Annotated in this window: 17 protein-coding genes and 1 pseudogene; 9 read left to right on the top strand and 9 right to left on the bottom strand. The window is 55.0% G+C overall.

Annotated features, from left to right (window positions below):
• The first annotated feature begins 66 nt into the window (after positions 1-66).
• Positions 67-717: an enterobactin synthase subunit EntD gene (gene entD / locus ACOTZB_RS06605; protein ID WP_337281471.1), complete on the top strand. Its 651-nt coding sequence runs from the start codon at positions 67-69 to the stop codon at positions 715-717.
• A gap of 12 nt (positions 718-729) precedes the next feature.
• Here the strand turns inward: entD and ACOTZB_RS06600 are convergent.
• The 8 genes and pseudogenes from ACOTZB_RS06600 to betT form a co-directional block, all read right to left on the bottom strand.
• Positions 730-855, bottom strand: a pseudogene (locus ACOTZB_RS06600) (metal ABC transporter permease); the annotation flags it as partial.
• 24 nt (positions 856-879) lie between these two features.
• Positions 880-1,863 (bottom strand): fimbrial protein, encoded by a 984-nt coding sequence (locus ACOTZB_RS06595; protein WP_421626744.1) that lies wholly within the window; start codon positions 1,861-1,863, stop codon positions 880-882.
• A gap of 74 nt (positions 1,864-1,937) precedes the next feature.
• A complete protein-coding gene (locus ACOTZB_RS06590) occupies positions 1,938-4,301 on the bottom strand; it encodes a fimbria/pilus outer membrane usher protein (RefSeq protein WP_421626743.1) in 2,364 nt (787 codons plus the stop codon).
• A 172-nt stretch (positions 4,302-4,473) separates the two neighbouring features.
• Positions 4,474-5,154 carry a molecular chaperone gene (locus ACOTZB_RS06585; RefSeq protein WP_421626742.1) on the bottom strand — a complete coding sequence of 227 codons (681 nt, stop codon included), beginning with the start codon at positions 5,152-5,154 and terminating at the stop codon, positions 4,474-4,476.
• 57 nt (positions 5,155-5,211) lie between these two features.
• Positions 5,212-5,766 (bottom strand): fimbrial protein, encoded by a 555-nt coding sequence (locus ACOTZB_RS06580; protein WP_047650529.1) that lies wholly within the window; start codon positions 5,764-5,766, stop codon positions 5,212-5,214.
• Positions 5,767-5,869: 103 nt separating this feature from the next.
• Positions 5,870-6,466, bottom strand: a complete 597-nt coding sequence (locus ACOTZB_RS06575; RefSeq protein WP_337281475.1) for a hypothetical protein — start codon at positions 6,464-6,466, stop codon at positions 5,870-5,872.
• Positions 6,467-6,501: 35 nt separating this feature from the next.
• Complete coding sequence (locus ACOTZB_RS06570) at positions 6,502-6,882, bottom strand: hypothetical protein (protein ID WP_421626741.1); 381 nt, start codon at positions 6,880-6,882, stop codon at positions 6,502-6,504.
• A gap of 666 nt (positions 6,883-7,548) precedes the next feature.
• A complete protein-coding gene (betT, locus tag ACOTZB_RS06565; protein ID WP_128301647.1) occupies positions 7,549-9,582 on the bottom strand; it encodes a choline BCCT transporter BetT in 2,034 nt (677 codons plus the stop codon).
• A gap of 128 nt (positions 9,583-9,710) precedes the next feature.
• Between betT and betI the strand changes: the two genes are divergently transcribed.
• The 8 genes from betI to ACOTZB_RS06525 all read left to right on the top strand — a co-directional run bounded on the left by betI (position 9,711) and on the right by ACOTZB_RS06525 (position 18,153).
• On the top strand, positions 9,711-10,298 hold the full coding sequence (gene betI / locus ACOTZB_RS06560; protein ID WP_337281619.1) for a transcriptional regulator BetI: 588 nt from the start codon (positions 9,711-9,713) through the stop codon (positions 10,296-10,298).
• Positions 10,299-10,311: 13 nt separating this feature from the next.
• Positions 10,312-11,784: a betaine-aldehyde dehydrogenase gene (gene betB / locus ACOTZB_RS06555; protein ID WP_421626740.1), complete on the top strand. Its 1,473-nt coding sequence runs from the start codon at positions 10,312-10,314 to the stop codon at positions 11,782-11,784.
• A gap of 13 nt (positions 11,785-11,797) precedes the next feature.
• On the top strand, positions 11,798-13,462 hold the full coding sequence (gene betA / locus ACOTZB_RS06550; RefSeq protein ID WP_421626739.1) for a choline dehydrogenase: 1,665 nt from the start codon (positions 11,798-11,800) through the stop codon (positions 13,460-13,462).
• A gap of 143 nt (positions 13,463-13,605) precedes the next feature.
• A complete protein-coding gene (locus tag ACOTZB_RS06545; RefSeq protein WP_023334833.1) occupies positions 13,606-14,169 on the top strand; it encodes a fasciclin domain-containing protein in 564 nt (187 codons plus the stop codon).
• Positions 14,170-14,212: 43 nt separating this feature from the next.
• The gene (locus tag ACOTZB_RS06540; RefSeq protein ID WP_193804872.1) at positions 14,213-14,767 is read left to right on the top strand and encodes an RNA polymerase sigma factor; all 555 of its coding nucleotides are present in this window, start codon (positions 14,213-14,215) and stop codon (positions 14,765-14,767) included.
• A complete protein-coding gene (locus tag ACOTZB_RS06535; protein ID WP_421626738.1) occupies positions 14,764-15,411 on the top strand; it encodes an anti-sigma factor in 648 nt (215 codons plus the stop codon). Before ACOTZB_RS06540 ends, ACOTZB_RS06535 begins: the two co-directional genes overlap by 4 nt.
• A gap of 273 nt (positions 15,412-15,684) precedes the next feature.
• Complete coding sequence (locus tag ACOTZB_RS06530) at positions 15,685-16,425, top strand: SDR family oxidoreductase (protein ID WP_421626737.1); 741 nt, start codon at positions 15,685-15,687, stop codon at positions 16,423-16,425.
• A 33-nt stretch (positions 16,426-16,458) separates the two neighbouring features.
• Positions 16,459-18,153 (top strand): thiamine pyrophosphate-binding protein, encoded by a 1,695-nt coding sequence (locus tag ACOTZB_RS06525; RefSeq protein WP_421626736.1) that lies wholly within the window; start codon positions 16,459-16,461, stop codon positions 18,151-18,153.
• A 33-nt stretch (positions 18,154-18,186) separates the two neighbouring features.
• Here ACOTZB_RS06525 and ACOTZB_RS06520 read toward each other — a convergent pair whose 3' ends face one another.
• Entirely contained in the window at positions 18,187-18,885 is a 699-nt protein-coding gene (locus ACOTZB_RS06520; RefSeq protein WP_421626735.1) for a GNAT family N-acetyltransferase, read from the bottom strand.
• Positions 18,886-18,972 lie beyond the last annotated feature (87 nt).

The raw sequence follows: 18,972 nt of genomic DNA, 5'->3' as shown, positions 1-18,972 counted from the left end.
CCTCCCTCTCCCTATGGGAGAGGGCCGGGGTGAGGGCATCAGGCCGCACAATTCTGAAGGAAAACCATGCACACTACCCACAGCACATTTTCTCTTGCCGGCCACACCGTCCACCACGTCACCTTCGACCCCACCACCTTCACCGACGCCGACCTTCTCTGGCTCCCCCACCACGCAGAGCTTGCAAACGCCGGGCGCAAACGCAAAGCCGAGCATCTGGCTGGCCGCATTGCCGCCGCGCATGCGCTCGGCGTGATAAATGAACGCGCGATCCCCGGCATCGGCCCCAGCGGCGAACCGCTCTGGCCGAAAGGGGTTTCGGGGAGCATCACCCACAGCGGCACGCAGGCGATGGCGGTTGTGACATGCCACCATCCGGTGATTATCGGCATCGATTGCGAAACGATCCTCTCCGAGAATGAAGCTCAGGAAATAAAAGACGGCGTCATTGATGTCCAGGAAGAGATCATCCTTTCCCGCTCAGGTTATCCGTTCCCCCTCGCCCTGACGCTGGCGTTTAGCGCCAAAGAGAGCCTGTTCAAAGCCCTCTTTCCGAGGGTACAGTCCTGGATGGGTTTTGAAAGCACTCGCGTCACACACCTCGACGATAAAGCGCTTACCCTGGCATTAACCCTTCAACGCGCGGGCTATGCCAAAGCCACCGCCTTCACCGTTCACTGGCGACAGCATGGCGAACAGGCGATCACCCTGCTGTAAGGCTCTCCTGCCGACGTGAATGCAGAGGCTCAACGCGACACCAAACATGCCGGAAAAAATGATCCCCATAATACCAATCTGCTTGATTCGGCTGTTATCTTTCAGGCATTAGGTGGAAAACGCGCAGAACAGACCGGATGCGAGGGTATTTCAAATAAAACGTTAACGATAGGTCATAGTAAACGATGCCGTGGCGCTCACCGAGCCTGATCGAGCATTCGCAGAGGTCATATAATACGCGGCCTTAAAGGGAATATTGACGATTTCCCCTGCCGAGGTCGTCGTACCGTATTTAATAAGCTTGCCGAACTGTACGGGCGAATCGTTATATTTTAGCTGTATGCCCAAACCTGTAGCCGTCGAACTGCTGTTTAACCCCAATACTCCGTTAACAGGATCGGCAAGCGGGCTGACGTTATCCAACGTCACATTCACTGCGGTCTGTGCACTACAGATAAGCGGTATGGAAAATATCACCTGATTCTGGGTGCTGCCGACGCCGTTAAACTTCGGTAATAGCGCAATCCCCATATTAATATTCAAATTTTTATCTTCAATCTGACAGGAAGCGGTGCTTATATTCATCGGCGAAAATATATATTTAAAAAGCGGCAGGCGCATAATGTTATTACTTCTCGGTGTACTGTATTCCATATTTAGCGTCAGAGCGGGTATAGAGCCCGTCTCAGGGGTAGTGCTGGTTTTGATCAGCTCAAACGTATCCGTGAACGTTGATACACCATTTTGGAGGATCCCTCGCCTCCAGCTCGGGTTATTGAGGTCCATTCTGGTGACAAATTCGCTGCTTTGCGTGGTGCTGGAAAAGTTTTTCCACCGGATGCCAATACCCGGGATCTCTGTCGCCCGCACGTTTGCCAGCGGCGAGGCGCCGTAATCCGTATTCACCCCGGAGAGCTGAATAAACCACGAGCCATCGTATCCAATTTGCTGACCCTCAGCGTCACATTTTATGGGGTTACTGGTGATTATCGTTGCTAATACCGTTCCAACCGGCGCATCCCGCTGAACGACAATATTGTGATCGAAGTTGACCGCTACGTCGTTTGCAGAACACAACGCAAAGGCATTCAGAGAGACAGCGCACCCCACGGCTGCCGTCGCGATTTTAAATACGGTGGACATCATATGTTCCTTCATTTCAGGCGAGGCGTAGGCCTTCTCTCGTAAAAGTAATAATACGTATTAACGCAATGAGAAATTTAACGACACGTCGCAGCGGTACGCTGAATTTTACCCGGTAAGGCGTTCAAGTTTATTTTGGCGCGACAGGTTTTCGCTCCCCACTGTACTGTTATGCTGTCACCGTCGTTCAGGCCGCTCATATAGACCTCTCCATCACTCCCGACAATGCTCATCGCATCGCTTCCGTTGAGCTTTACCATGGCCCCAAAGGGCACCGGCGAGTTCTGATACAGCAGCGTTATCAGGGCCCGGAACCCCGTTCTCGCTTTGAACGTCGCGCGCACCACGGCACCGCGCGTAGGTACGACATTGACTACGGATTCGTCCACATCCACGTCCGGCCCCAGCGAACCGATGTCTATCGCAATCCGGTTTTCCTGATAGGCGCTGGCATAGGGCACTACCGCATATCCGCGCCAGTCAGTTTTAACGCTAGGGTTATTGCGCACGCTCACGCCTGACGCGCCCTGCGCTTCCAGCAGCACAATGGTATCCCCCAGCGGCTGAGAGAACGTCACGCCATGCTCGTGGCCGACGATCCCCCCCAGCAGGCCGAAGTTCAGCTGACTGTTCTGTCGGCTGTAGTTGTAGCCTGCATTTACGGTGCCGTAGCCGCCTTTATAGGTTCCGCTTAAGGAGCTTCTTGATTCTCCGCCAGACGAGGTATAGCCCTGCTGGACAAGGTAGCTTAGGTTATTATCGGCGAGTGCGGTGCCGCTCAGACCCACAAGGTGCGTCTCAGGACCGTTCTTTTGCACATTCACGCTATAACTGGCCCAGCTTTGCGGCAGCCATTTGCTCAGCGGCACCTGGAGGTTAAAGGCTACAATCTGGTCCTTATGGTCTTTGCCCGGCGTTTCGCTGTAGGTGTAGCCGAGCGAGTAATTGATATCACGGATACTGGTGTTAAAACCGGTGCTGACGTTGCGCTCATAGCCCTGTTTGCTCCAGTAGTCCTGCTGGTATGCCGAAATGTAAAAATTCCCCCAGCTTTGCAGCGACTGGCTGAGGTTGAGCTGCAATCGGCTTCGCTTGTTGTAGCGCTGGCTGCTGAATTCATTCACTTCCTGAAAGGTATAAAACCCTTCCGTGGAGTAGCGATAGCTTGCGAGCGTCACGGTGGTATCAGTCGTGGCCACCGTTTTTGAATACTGCACCCGATAGGACTGCCCCCGACTGCGGCGTTTTTTTTCCTCAACGAGCTGACTATCGGCAAGGGTAACGTCCGCCGATAGTGAGCCTATATCGCCAAAGCTGAGGCCGGAACCAAGCACGCCGGACGCATAGTTACTTGCCCCCAGGACGCCACCGTACAGCGTGAGATTATTGGAGAGACCATAAGCCAACGAGCCCAGGCTAAATGTGGGCGTATGTGCCCCATGCTTCGTCGTTCGAAACTCCCCTGTGCTCAGCGCATACTTCACGCGGCCTTCCCGCAGCATGACGGGAACCGCGGAGAAAGGCTGCACGAAATGCTGGACGCTACCGTCGGCTTCGGTGACGACAATGTCCAGATCGCCGCTCGCTGACGTAGGATAAAGATCGCGAATGATAAAGCTGCCAGGCGCCACGTAGGTTTGATAAACCGTGTAGCCGTTTTGCTTCACGGTAACCGTGGCGTTGGTGCGGGCGATCCCCCGAATGATGGGGGCGAAGCCGCGCATGCTTTCCGGCAACATGGTGTCATCGGAAAAAATTTGGGCGCCGCGAAACATCACGCTATCAAACACGTCGCCGGGGGTGCTGCTTTCACCCACCTGAAACTGCCCTCTCAAAAACTGGACATCGCGGCTCAGGGTAGTATTCAACGACGAAAACAACAGTTTTCCGTTGTTCTTCGTCACGGTGCTGTAGTTACGCAGGCGCCACGGCCCCGCATTAATACCGCTTTGCAGATTGGTGTAAAGCTGATCCTGCGTCTCGCCGTCCCTGCTCCAGCTGCGCGAGCCGTTGATGCTGTAATTTACCAGCAGTGCAGAAATGCCCTGGTTCCAGCGTGACGGGTCAACGGTGCCGCGTGCCCGCGCGTTAAGCGCCGATTGAGGGATAGAGATATCCAGTCTCTGCCTGTCAAAATCCAGCCGGGTGGAGGCATTCGGTATAAATGCGCCGGGATCGGTAATTATCGCCTCGGCAGGCAGCATAGATAATTCAGGAAATGCCTTGACCCTGACACCGAGTGATTCAAGCACGCCCCGGTTAAGCTCTGGCGCCAACCCGACGCCGTTAACAGAAACAAAAGAGATATTTTCCGTTCGGATATAATTTTCATTAAGCCATATTTCCACCCTGTAGGTGCCGGGTAACTGCTCTCCCCGCTCGAAGCGACCCAGATCGATGCCCTGAGAAGTCGAATGTGTTTTTTCAAGCGCATCGGCCATAAAATAGAGTTCGCCCGCAGCTGCGGGAAAAATGCCCGAAATAAAAAGCGCTATCGTCGAGAGTCGACTTACGCGGTTAGGCCACGAGCCAGAGAAAAAACCATATCGAGATAAAGGAACAGTATTCACTTTGCTTACCTGCGCGAGTGACATAGCGTATTGTTAATATTTTTTATTTCAGCATCTGGCGCTTTTCTGTCGTTACGCCACCAAAATCATTTATGGCTTTCCAGGCCACCTGCGTTCCACTGCCGGCCACCGTTGCGGAACTAAAGGGTGAAATCATCGGCGGCTGCGCAATCGTTTTATTGCCAATCGTTAATGAATAAAGAGAAACGTAGAACGGCGTTGGGTTATTAATCACCAGATGTTCACCGCGCGTCTCAAACTTTAATTTCGTCCATGCTTCACCGGATTTTTCAGACGCCAGCGCCGCAGGGCGATAGAAAATCTTCATACGCGTCTTAACGGCAATAAGCAGCCGATTTTCATCTGACCGGGTCATTGAGGGAATAGACTTAACGTTTAGCCAAAAAACAGATTCACGATTATCAGGCAGTGTTTTTTCACCGGTATAAATGATCCGCAGCGTATTTTCATGGCCTCCGTCGAGGCGGAACAAGGGCGGCGTAACGATAAAAGGAACCTTCTCCTTCGCATTTTCACCTAACTCAACCCATGACTGAATTAAATAGGGAACGGCATTCCGACTGTTACTCACTGGAAGTGAGGCTTCGCTTTCGTTTCCATTATAAATTAAGCGCGTCCCCCCGACGGTTATGCTGGCCTGAACCGGCAGAGAGAGCAGGCAAACGCCTGATAACGCAATCGTTCGAATAAGTTGACTGATCATACGTTCCTAATATTTCAGCAAGAGACAACGGGGCGTACCTTAGGTACGCCCGGGATATTACTGATAGGTAATGGTAAAATCTGACGCCGCGTTTGCCGTACCCGCCACCACGGCAGCCTGCGTTGCCTTATATTTCGCCACGAAGGTCATCTTATTGCTGTTTGTGGCATCTTCGCCTGCGCTGGTGTCAAGGGTGACGCTCTTCGACTGGGTTGCCAGAGGGATCGCGGTAATGCCGTCCTCTTCATAAAACGCAACGCCTACACCTTTCGCCGTTTGATCGCTGTTCAGCGCAAGAATACTGGTGTCAGAGCTGTCCGCAGTACCATCAAACTTAATGGATGCAGAGGTAACGGCCGCGGGGCAATTGTTCAACATAATGCTGAAGCGGGTTGCAGCAGCAACAGCTCCAGCCGCGCTAAACGAGCTTTTAGGGATTTTCCCAAGGTTAACTGTCTGATTCGCCGTACTGGTATCAATCGTACATGCTGAATCAAGGATTGTGCCGGTGAAATTAATTTTTCCATCGGCCGCCTGAGCGGCAAAGGTGATTCCGCTCACGGCAGCAGCCGTCAGTACATTACGAATTACACGGGTAACTTTAGTTTGCATAGCTTTATCCTTAGGATTGAACATTATCTGCATTGACGTCATGTCAATGCAGGAACAGCGGAATAAGTCCGCTAAACCAGTTAATGTATTATTTACTGCCCAATCAGGCTGATTTTAAACAAGGATGGTGATAAGCCTGAGTGGATAAAATAACGATAAGCTGTTTCATCTCTGAGCTGCTTCCTAATGCAAGTCGCTTTCTTAAATAGTAGTTTTTATTTATGTCATCGCGGTCATTACAACGATATTCTCCGGTCGACGCATCGTATAGCATCATCAGAAAGTCCAGATGTTCTGGCGATAACTTTACCGATAACCTGTCGTAAATAACATCGGCTACTTCCCAGGTTTTTTCCGTTGTGGGGAGTTTCGCTGCGCGATCGCAAAGCGCCTTCAACTCTTTGATCGACGTAACCAGCCAGAAGAGTTTTAAATAGCTATTGCTTGTATTTTCTTCCGGCGAAATAAAATAAATTCGTCGCGATAAACCTCTGGCCGCAAGCCGAGAATATAACCACCTTATGTTATCTGTTGTTTCATCAATTGCATCAATCATTATGCAAGGCTTATCCAGGATCGTTGCACAGACAATAAACTCAAGACGGTTATCAAAAAAGAATACCGCTTTGTCCGCTGAGGATAAGCCCTGAATGGCCTGCCTCATCGCAAAATTCCGAGTGAACACCAGTAGCGTCGTCAACGTTCATTCCTTTTTTTTTAATTCACATAACATGATTAAGATGAAGTTTTGACAACATATATGCGTTCTAAAGAAGACCGATCGATTACATAAGCTTTTCCATCAACCCTTGCAAAGGGATACCGCTCAAAGCCGACGGTATTAAACGCATTTTGAATTTTTTTAATCATGGACAGCAGATAAGATCTGGAGCACCGCAACCCATGGTCTTCAAAAACATGTACGATGATGTCATTATCGTAGACAATTCCTTCATCCATTCCTGACAATAAATACTCAAACAATCTGGCTTTCGTCGTACCAAATCTTTTGATTCGGCCATTTTTGATATTAATTAGCGTGCGCGTTGTTGGCCTGTATTCCAGATGCTGGAAAATGGTGTATCCATACAGAAGTTCGTCAGAGACAAAAGGCACAACCACTCCTTAGGGGCTTATCGTTCTCATTTCTATGACATCTACTCCTCGCACTGGGTAAATCAGCGTTCGCCTGATTTGTAGAAGATGGTATTTGAATGAAGAAAAGGGGACAATGAGACAAATTTATCAAGATAAAAAAATACGCTCTCGACACCAGCAACAACATTCAACCACCAAAGTTACATTATTAAGTATAAAAATCTTTTTGATAAAAAAATGTATAGGGCCAGCACTGTTTTTTTAACAAAACCATTACACTAGAATATTCATCCATTTTATTTAACAAAATAGTACAAAACCCCAAACAAGAGACAGTGAGCAATTGAAATCAATAAGTTAGTAGAGTAAAGAAAGGGAATTAAACCTTTTCTTAATAGTGTTAATTTAAGATTATTCATGACAAAACTTTGAGTTTTAGTAAAACACCTATTACAAAACCTGAAGTTTCCTTACAAAGACCTAACACCTGCTCGTGTGGAAAATAAAAAAACCATTAAGAATCATGCAGATTATGGAAAAACATACTCAGATCAATTTTTTTGATGAAAATTAACATTATTCCTTCTTCCCTTCCCCTGATGAGTTCTGCCAGCAAACACAAGTGATAAAAAAGGCAAGTGCCGATAGACACTTGCCTTATATTGCGCGTTTGTAAAAAGTAACTTACGTATCAGGGAACATCACGCTATTCCCCGGCGCTTCCCTGTGCAGGTGGATAAAGTTCAGGTGCCGTTCATACTGGTCCAGAATGTCCGTAATCACCTGCTCTTTGCTGTAATCCATCAAATCATTCCCCTGGCTTCCTTCCAGCAGGAAAGTCTCCAGCCGGTAGTAGGTCGACTTCCCGCTGCGCGCCCGGTAGGTAAAGCCAGGCACCGAGTACTGCTGCGGCCAGATCTGGTAGACAAAGTTCTGCTCGTCGCCCATGTGTACCAGCAGATCCAGGTGCCCCAGGGTCTCGCCCTCCTCCGGCGGCAGGTTTTTCAGCTCCACGTAGGCGCCACGCAGCTTCAGCTCCTGCGCAACCTCTTCCATTGCCGGGAAGCAGACCGTCTCCATCATCTGTTTGGTGTAGCGCGTTCCCGGGTAGTTCATCAGGCGCGAGAGCCGTTTCTTCCAGCTCAGCCTGTCCTGCGCGCCCATCGGACGCGGCGCGGTGTCGCGGCTGGCGCTGACGCGGCGGTAGTCTTCCACCTTGAGGGATTTATACAGCCCGGCCATCACGAAGAAGATGACGAAGCTGAACGGCAGCCCCATGATCACCGTGGTGTTCTGCAGCGCCGAGATGCCGTTGGTCATCAGCATACCGAGCGTCAGCAGGCCGATGGCGACGGACCAGAAGATGCGCAGCCAGTTCGGCGCATCGCTGTTGATGTCCTTCAGCTTCGAAGTGAAGTTGCCCAGCACCAGCGCACCGGAATCCGCCGAGGTGACGTAGAACAGCAGGCCGGTGATGGTCGCCACGGAGGCGCTAAAGGTAAACGCCGGGTACTGCGCCAGCAGGCTGTAGAAGCCGCGCTCCGGGTGCGCCATCGCTTCCTGCGCGAAAGTCGCGTTGCCGTGGATGATCTCATGCAGCGCGCTGTTGCCGAAAATCGACAGCCACAGCAGGGTAAAGGTGAACGGAATAATCAGCGTGCCCATCACGAACTGGCGGATGGTGCGGCCACGCGAAATACGCGCCAGGAACAGGCCGACAAACGGCGACCACGCCACCCACCACGCCCAGAAGAACAGCGTCCAGTTGTTCATCCACTCCACCGGGCGATCGAAGGCGAAGCTGTTCAGCGTCATGCCCATAAAGCGGTTCACGTAGTCGCCCACGTTGAGCACTAAGGCATTGAGCAGGAAAGAGGTATCGCCCATAAACAGCACGAACAGGATCAGGCCCAGCGCCAGCGCCACGTTCAGCTCGGAGAGCACGCGGATGCCTTTATCGACGCCCGACGTCACCGAAATGGTGGCGATAATGACGGAGAGCGCAATCAGCGCCGCTTTGGCCGCCATCGAATCCGGGATATCAAACAGCACGCTCAGCCCGTAGTTGAGCTGCACCACGCCAATCCCGAGCGTCGTCGCGATACCAAAGATGGTGCCGATCACCGCCGCGATATCGACGCTGTGGCCAATCGGGCCGTTAATTTTTTTACCGAAGATCGGATACAGGGCGGAGCGGATGGTGAGGGGCAAATTATAACGATAGCTAAAGTATCCGAGCGCCATGCCCATCAGGGCGTACATCGACCAGCCCGTCAGGCCGTAGTGGAACAGCGTCCAGACCATCGCCTGGCGCGCGGCCTCCATCGTCTGCCCAGCCCCTTCCGGCGGCTGCATATACTGCGTGACCGGTTCCGCCACGGAGAAGAACATCAGGTCGATGCCGATGCCTGCGGCAAACAGCATCGCGGCCCAGCTCAGCAGGCTGAACTCGGGCTTGGACTGCTCAGGCCCGAGCTTCACCGAACCGAAGCGCGAGCAGGCAATGCAGACCACGAAGACAATATAGAGCGTCGCGGCCAGCAGGTAGTACCAGCCGAAGGTCTTCGACACCCAGTTCAGGGTGCGCCCAATCCACTCGGCAGAAAAATCACGAAAGAAGATGGTCGTCAGGGAAAACAACAAAATCAGCCCGGCGGAGGTATAAAAAACGACCGGGTTGATTTTGTCTTTTTCTCTGTCTTGTGAAAGGTCTGTCATCCAGTATCCCCACTGTTTTTGTAACTATTAAAATCCAAATCCGCAACAATTAAGACACATTTTATATTGAACGTCCAATCAAAAACCGCTTTAATGTATAACCAACGCTGATGAATGGAGTGGCAACAATGCCCAAAGTGGGGATGCAGCCGATCCGGCGCAGGCAGCTTATCGACGCCACGCTGGAAGCAATAAATGAAGTGGGAATGCATGATGCGACGATCGCGCAGATCGCCCGTCGGGCGGGCGTTTCCACGGGGATCATCAGTCACTATTTCAAAGACAAAAACGGTCTGCTGGAAGCAACCATGCGCGACATCACCGGCCAGCTGCGCGACGCGGTAGTAAGCCGCTTACGCGCCCTGCCGGACGGCAGCGCGGAGCAGCGCCTGCAGGCTATTGTCGGCGGCAATTTTGATGAAACCCAGACCAGCGGAGCGGCAATGAAGGCCTGGCTGGCCTTCTGGGCGAGCAGCATGCACCAGCCGATGCTCTACCGCCTGCAGCAGGTGAGCAGCCGTCGTTTATTGTCAAACCTGGTGTACGAGTTCCGCCGTGAGCTGCCGCGCGAACAGGCCGAAGAGGCGGGCTACGGCCTGGCGGCGCTGATCGACGGGCTGTGGCTACGCGCCGCGCTGAGCGGCAAGCCGCTGGATAAGACCCTGGCGCAGTCGCTCACCAGCCACTTCATCAGCCAGCATTTACCGACCGAATAACCGAGGAGAATTTATGTCCCGAATGGCAGAACAGCAGCTTTATATCAATGGTGGTTATACCTCCGCCACCAGCGGTCGCACCTTCGAGACCATCAACCCGGCCAACGGTGAAGTCCTGGCGAGCGTACAGGCCGCCGGGCGCGAAGATGTCGATCGCGCCGTGGAAAGCGCAACGCGCGGGCAAAAAATCTGGGCGGCGATGACCGCCATGGAGCGCTCGCGCGTTCTGCGTCGCGCCGTTGATATCCTGCGCGAGCGCAACGATGAGCTGGCGAAGCTGGAAACCCTCGACACCGGTAAAGCGTATTCCGAAACCTCCACCGTCGATATCGTCACCGGCGCGGACGTGCTGGAGTACTACGCGGGGCTGATCCCGGCGCTGGAAGGCAGCCAGATCCCGCTGCGCGAGACCTCGTTCGTCTACACCCGCCGCGAGCCGCTGGGCGTGGTGGCGGGCATCGGCGCGTGGAACTACCCGATCCAGATTGCCCTGTGGAAATCGGCCCCGGCGCTGGCGGCGGGCAACGCAATGATCTTCAAGCCGAGCGAAGTGACGCCGCTCACCGTCCTGAAGCTTGCGGAGATCTACACCGAAGCGGGCCTGCCGGACGGCGTGTTTAACGTCCTGCCGGGCGTGGGCGCGGAGACCGGCCAGTACCTCACCGAGCATCCGGGCATCGCGAAAGTCTCCTTCACCGGCGGCGTCGCCAGCGGCAAGAAGGTGATGGCCAACTCGGCGGCCTCGTCCCTGAAAGAGGTAACGATGGAGCTGGGCGGCAAATCCCCGCTGATTATTTTCGACGACGCCGATCTGGATCTCGCGGCAGACATCGCCATGATGGCGAACTTCTTCAGCTCCGGCCAGGTGTGCACCAACGGCACCCGCGTGTTCGTACCCACGAAATTCAAGGCCGCGTTTGAGCAGAAAATCGTTGAGCGCGTGGGCCGCATCCGCGCGGGCGATCTGTTCGATGAAAACACCAACTTTGGTCCGATGGTCAGCTTCCCGCATCGCGACAGCGTGCTGCGCTACATCGCTAAAGGCAAAGAGGAAGGCGCGCGCGTGCTGTGCGGCGGCGACGCGCTGAAGGGCGACGGCTTCGATAACGGCGCGTGGGTGGCCCCGACCGTGTTCACCGACTGCACCGACGAGATGACCATCGTGCGCGAAGAGATCTTCGGCCCGGTGATGTCCATCCTCACCTATGAAAGCGAAGAAGAAGCCATTCGCCGCGCCAACGATACCGACTACGGTCTGGCGGCGGGCATCGTCACTGCCGACCTGAACCGCGCGCACGGCGCCATTCATCAGCTCGAAGCGGGCATCTGCTGGATCAACACCTGGGGTGAATCCGCCGCAGAGATGCCGGTCGGCGGCTACAAACACTCCGGCATTGGCCGCGAGAACGGCGTCATGACGCTGCAGAGCTACACCCAGGTGAAGTCCATCCAGGTTGAGATGGGTAAATTCCAGTCCATATTTTAACCGGGAGGTTTATTTGCAATTTGACTACATCATTATCGGGGCCGGCTCTGCCGGCAACGTACTGGCAACGCGACTGACTGAAGATCCGAACACCACCGTCCTGCTGCTTGAGGCGGGCGGGGCGGACTACCGCTTTGACTTCCGCACCCAGATGCCCGCCGCGCTGGCGTTCCCGCTGCAGGGCAAGCGCTACAACTGGGCGTATGAAACCGAGCCAGAGCCGTACATGAACAACCGCCGCATGGAGTGCGGACGCGGCAAAGGGCTGGGCGGCTCGTCGCTGATCAACGGCATGTGCTACATCCGCGGTAACGCGATGGATCTGGACAACTGGGCGAAAGAATCTGGCCTTGAGCACTGGAGCTACCTCAACTGCCTGCCCTACTACCGCAAGGCGGAGACGCGCGACGTGGGGCCGAACGACTATCACGGCGGCGACGGTCCGGTGAGCGTTACCACCTCGAAACCGGGCGTGAACCCGCTGTTTGAGGCGATGGTGGAGGCGGGCGTGCAGGCGGGCTACCCGCGCACCGACGATCTCAACGGCTATCAGCAGGAGGGCTTCGGCCCGATGGACCGCACGGTCACGCCGCAGGGCCGACGCGCCAGCACCGCGCGCGGCTATCTGGATCAGGCGAAACCGCGTCCGAACCTGACTATCCGCACCCACGCCATGACCGATCATATTATTTTTGACGGCAAGCGCGCGGTGGGCGTCGAGTGGCTGGAGGGCGAAAGCACCATCCCGTCCAGAGCGACGGCGAATAAAGAGGTGCTGCTGTGCGCAGGCGCGATTGCCTCCCCGCAGATCCTCCAGCGTTCCGGCGTGGGCAACGCTGACCTGCTGAAGCAGTTCGATATTCCGCTGGTGCACGACCTGCCCGGCGTGGGCGAAAACCTGCAGGATCACCTGGAGATGTACCTCCAGTACGAGTGCAAAGAGCCGGTCTCCCTCTACCCTGCCCTGCAGTGGTGGAACCAGCCGAAGATTGGCGCCGAGTGGCTGTTTGGCGGCACCGGCGTGGGCGCGAGCAACCACTTCGAAGCGGGCGGTTTTATCCGCAGCCGCGAAGAGTTCGAGTGGCCGAACATTCAGTACCACTTCCTGCCGGTAGCGATTAACTACAACGGCTCGAACGCGGTTAAAGAGCACGGCTTCCAGTGCCACGTTGGCTCCATGCGCTCCCCGAGCCGTGGGCACGTGCGGATTAAGTCCCGCGATCCGCACCAGCATCCGGCGATCCTGTTCAACTATATGTCCCACGAGCAGGACTGGCAGGAGTTCCGCGACGCTATCCGCATCACCCGCGAGATCATGCACCAGCCCGCGCTGGACAAATATCGCGGTCGCGAAATCAGCCCGGGCGTCGAATGCCAGACCGACGAGCAGCTGGACGAGTTCGTGCGTAACCACGCGGAAACCGCCTTCCACCCGTGCGGCACCTGCAAGATGGGCTATGACGAGATGGCGGTGGTAGATGGCGAAGGCCGCGTTCACGGGCTGGAAGGGCTGCGCGTGGTGGATGCGTCGATCATGCCGCAGATCATCACCGGCAACCTGAACGCGACCACTATTATGATTGGCGAAAAAATTGCCGACGCGATCCGCGGGCGCGAGCCGCTGGCGAAGAGCACGGCGGCGTATTATGTGGCGAACGGGGCTCCGGTAAAACGCTAAGCCATTTCCCCTCTCCCCACCGGGGAGAGGGAATTCACTCCCCCTCCAAAAATTTATTTTCATTTGCCTGCATCCAGTTTCCCCCCTGCCCTCGTATGTGAGTATGTGAGCAACGCCTTTGCTCCTTAATCCGAGGATAAATGATGAAAAAGCTACTCAGTGTTGCATTCGTATCCAGCGCTTTACTCTTCTGTGCAGGCGCATCAGCGGCCATGACGTCAGGCTCCGTGATGGTGGGCGGAGCGGAAATGTTTCCGAGCAAAAACATTGTTGAAAATGCAGTGAACTCTAAAGATCACACCACGCTGGTGGCGGCGGTTAAAGCGGCCGGGCTGGTGGATACGCTGCAAAGCAAAGGGCCCTTCACCGTCTTTGCGCCCACCGATGCGGCGTTTGCAAAATTGCCTGCGGGTACGGTCGACAATCTGGTGAAGCCGGAAAATAAAGCGCTGCTCACCAGTATCCTGACCTATCACGTGGTCGCCGGTAATTACGATATGAAAGCGCTGGAGCAGAAAATTAAACAGGGAGGCGGCCACGCGGAGCTGAAAACCGTTAACGGTCAACCTCTGTGGATCATGAGTAACGGCCCGCACAATATTCAGCTCAAGGATGGTAAAGGCAACGTGGCGAACATCAGCACCTACGACGTCCATCAGAAAAATGGCGTGATCGATGTGATTGATACCGTCCTGATGCCTAAGTAGTTGTCTATACTTCGGAAGTGTGACGTTGCCTTCCGGGAAAAACATGGATAACGCGCTGGCTGAACAGCAGTTGAAATTAATGCAGGCGATCGCTAACGGCGATCGCCGCGCATTTGAACAGCTTTACCGACTCACATCGCCTCACCTGTTTGCCGTCGCGCTGCGCATGCTACGCCATCGCGCCTGGGCAGAAGAGATCCTTCACGACTGTTTTGTCACCGTCTGGAGTAAAGCCGAAACCTATAACGCCGCCCTGAGCTCTCCGATGACCTGGCTTACGCATATTGTTCGCAACCGCTGCATTGACTGGCTGCGCAGCGGGCAAACCCGGGCTGCCGCCCGCGAAGAGTCGTATTCCGAAGATATTCTGCTGAGCGAAAACGATGAGCAAAACAACTGGCACGACGACGCGCAGGCAGCTCGACTCAGGCATTGTCTGGATCATCTGAGTCAGGAACAGCGCCAGAGCATTACGCTTGCCTACTATCAGGGCATGTCCCACAGCGACATTGCCGACTGGCTCCAGCAGCCCGTGGGCTCGGTAAAAAGCTGGATCCGCCGCGCGATGGATCATCTTCGGGAGTGCGTGGGCCTATGAATGACAGCGAAAAACGCGATGACATGCTGGCTGCGGAGTATGCCCTCGGTACTCTGCGCGGAGGGGCGCGGCTTCAGTTCCAGAAAAGGCTTGCCGCTGAGCCCGCCCTGGCCGCCCGCGTCGCGTACTGGCAGGAAATGTTCAGCACGCTCGACAGTCGCCTTACGCCCGTTCACCCACCCGAGAGGGTGTGGAAGAGGATCGCCCTCGATCTGCAGCCCAAGAAGCCTTTGCGCCAAAGCCGGCCCTATCTCGGCTGGATGGTCGCGGCCGGCCTCGCTGCCGTTACCGTCGTGACCTGGTATTCCACCCGCACGCCGGAACTCGCACCGCTGATGGTGCTCAACGATGCCCAACAGCACGGGCAATGGATCGTCAGTGCGGACAGCCGCCGCCAGTATCTGAGCATCACCCCTCTCAGACCGAACGCTATTGCGGCGCAAAACAGCCTGCAGCTTTGGCTTATTCCTGCCGGAAAGGCCCCAATATCCCTTGGGCTGCTGCAAAGTGATATACCGACTCATATTGCCCTCAGGAACAACACCCTTACCCCTGACGCGATGATAGCCATAAGCCTCGAGCCCGAAGGTGGGTCACCCACCGGTCAACCCACCGGCCCCGTGCTGTACAGCGGCAAGATTTAATCCTCCGGCCTTGTTCGCAGGGCCGCGGGGGTCACCAAATTTTATTCTGTTCATATGATTGTTACATATAAGAATTAAATATTAAGCTTGCAATTAATTTAATTATTAAAAAACGTCATTGACATTTTCTTCCGCACTCCATTAAGTTTTAAGCGAGCATTATTTCATTCCAGATACAGAATATATCAAAAACGAGCGTTTAAGAATTTTTCATAATTCTTAAACCGCTCCTTATTTTTATTTTTTTGAATCACACAACAGTGAGATAAGATCATGAATAATAGTGCAAAGAAAGTTGTTGTTATCACCGGTGCCAGCAGCGGTATTGGTGAGGCCATTGCCCTTCATCTGGCAAATAAACCGTTTTCTCTGGTGCTGGTTGCCCGTCGTCTGGAGAGAATTAACGCCCTGGTGGATCGCATTATTCAGCAGGGCGGCCGGGCGATTGCCGTGAAGGCGGACGTGACCCAACAGGACGAGGTTCAGCGCGCGATTGACGCTGCCGTTGCCGCATACCAGCGTGTGGATGTTCTGATCAACAACGCGGGCTTTATGGCCATCGCCCCGCTTAGCGAGCTGAAAAACGACGAGTGGGACCGGATGATCGATACCAATATCAAAGGCGTGCTGTACGGTATCGCCGCGGCATTCCCGGTATTCCAGCGTCAGGGGAGCGGACACTTTATTAACGTGGCCTCCGTGGCGGGTATCAAGGTCCTTTCCCCCGGCGGCGTGGTGTACAGCGCCACGAAATTCGCCGTCCGCGCCCTGAGTGAAGGCTTACGTCAGGAAGCGGGGAAAACCGTTCGGACTACCCTTATTTCACCCGGCGCCGTTGAAAGCGAGCTGCAGTTTGGCAGCTCTGATGCCCCGAGCAAACAGTTCCTGCATGAATTTTATAAGCAGGCTATTCCGGCAGATTCGATTGCCAGAGCCGTATTATTTGCTATCGAACAGCCTGGCGACGTTGATGTAAATGAAATAATTATCCGTCCCACGCAGGAAGAATTTTAGCATGAGTTAAATAACGCTGAATGAGGTGTCATTATGATTAAATCATTAACGTCCCTGTCAGATTTAAATATGCGATCGGGTGCCGACATTCTCCTTGAAGTGCTGGAGAGTGAAGGTGTGGAATATATTTTTGGTAACCCCGGCACCACCGAACTCCCGCTCATTGATGCCCTTCTTCGCCATGAAAATATTCACTATATTCTGGCACTCCAGGAGAGCAGCGTGGTCGCCATTGCCGACGGCTACGCGAAAGCCTCCGGCAAGACCGGTTTTATCAATTTGCATACCGCCAGCGGTCTCGGACACGGGATGGGGAATCTCATTAATTCGCGAATCATGAAAACGCCGCTGGTTGTCACCGTCGGGCAGCAGGACACGCGGCACTACGTGCGCGACCCGCTCCTGTATGATGACATTGTCTCCATTGGATCGCCGGTGGTGAAATGGGCGCAGGAGGTCACCAGCGCAGACCAGCTTCCGGTGCTGGTGCGCCGTGCCTTTCACGCCGCCAGCTATCCTCCGGCCGGCCCGGTTCTGCTTTCGCTTCCGATGAACGTCATGGAAGAACTCAGCGACGCCGGAATACAAACGGCCTCTAAAGTGAACTACCACACCGTGGCGGGCTCTCTGGACGAGCTGGCGCAGGCGCTAAGCGAAGTCACCCCCGGCAGGATCATGATTGTGGCGGGGGATGAAGTTCACTCCAGCGGCTCGACGCAGGAGATTGTCCAGCTTGCTGAAGCGCTAGGCGCCCACGTCTACGGCTCCTCCTGGCCGTTGAATTTGCCCTTCCCCACGCAGCACGCGCTCTGGCGAGGCAATATGCCCACCACCGCAAAGGAAATCGCCAGCGTCGTTAATGCCTACGATGCGGTGTTTATCATCGGCGGCAGAAGCCTGATTACCATTTTGTATAGCGAGGGCGAGGCCATTCCGGAAACCTGCGCGGTGTATCAGCTCTCGGCGGATATGAACGAGCTGGGACGCACCTACGCCACCCGCCTCTCGGTGATGGGGGATATAAAACTCTCCCTGAAGGAACTGCTGCCGAAGCTTGAGCAGCGCCGGGTGGCAAGCAAATTGACGCATCAGCGGCTGCTCAAAGCGGCACGCGCTGAACGTGAAAAAGAGTGGCAACTGCAGGAAGAGCGTCTGGCAGCCGAGCGGCTGCGCCCGGCGATTTCGCCGATGGTCGCGGCCTACGAGGTGATAAAGTCCGTTCCGCCGGGCACCACGATTGTCGACGAGGCGATTGCAACGGCCAGACACGTTCGCCGGTTTATCTCCGACCAGCAGCACCCGCGCTACTACTTTATGCGCGGCGGCGGTCTGGGCTGGGGAATGCCTGCAGCGGTGGGTCACTCGCTGGGGCTGGGGCGCGAGCCGGTAGTGTGTCTGGTTGGCGACGGCGCCTCCCTGTACTCGCCGCAGGCGCTCTGGACGGCGGCGCACGAAAATCTGCCCGTCACCTTTATCGTGATGAATAACCTGGAGTACAACATCCTGAAAAACTTCATGAAAGGACAGCCGGGCTACAGTTCAACACAGCTGGGTCGTTTTATCGGGATGGATCTGATTAACCCGCGAATTGATTTCCAGTCGCTGGGCACCGCGATGGGTATCCGCTGCTGCCGGGTGACCCAGGCCGCGGATATCGCCACGGCGGTGACGAAGGGGCTACAGTCCGGAAAAACCAATTTGATTGAAATTACCATTTCCGCAGATTGATCGACCGTTTCAGATGTACCCTACATAAAACACTTATAACCGAAACGCCTCAAGCCGCTTAATCTGCCGCCCTTCCCCGTCAAAATTCTCCGTCGCCAGCCAGGCGCGCAGTTCTGCATCGCGCTGCGGCCACTCGCCGTCAATAATAGAAAGCATATCGCTGTCGCGGTTGCGCCCTTTGCGCACCAGCTTCTGGCGCAGGCGACCTTCCCAGACAAACCCCAGCCGCTCCGCCGCGCTGCGCGACGCAACGTTCATGGAATCGCACTTCCACTCGACGCGCCGGTAGCCGTGCTCAAACGCATTTTTCAGCAGCAGCCACACCGTTTCGGTGCCCATCCGGGTCCCTTTCATCCTGCGCGACCAGGTCACGTGCCCGATCTCCACCGACCCCAGCAGCCGCTCGTTAGCCATATAGCTCACCAGCCCCACCGCGCGTTCGGTGCGTAAATCAATGACGGCAAACGGCACCAGCTCATCGTCCATCACCTTAGCCACGATCCAGTGGGCGGTGGCTTCCACGCTCGCTGGCTGCGTGCTGGCAAGCCACGTCCAGTCGCTGTCGTCGCCCAGCGCGTAGGCCTCATAGAGATCGGCCGCGTGGCGATCGGCATCCAGCGGTTCCAGGCGGCAATACTGGCCGAACAGCGGCGTGCGGGCTAATACGCGCGCGCCTCTCCAGTCGGGAACGATATCGTTAACGGTTTGACCATGTTGATTGATTTCGGGCACGGCGGTGACTCCCTGAAAGGTAAGGAGTTTGTTATAGCAGGTTAAAAAGCGTGCGAAAAGAGAGGATTTGCAGGCCGGGTAAAGCGG

Origin of the sequence: Enterobacter cloacae complex sp. SHL020 (genome assembly GCF_049236945.1) — a bacterium.
Classification (GTDB): domain Bacteria; phylum Pseudomonadota; class Gammaproteobacteria; order Enterobacterales; family Enterobacteriaceae; genus Enterobacter; species Enterobacter dykesii.
This window is presented reverse-complemented; position numbering and strand designations above follow the sequence as displayed.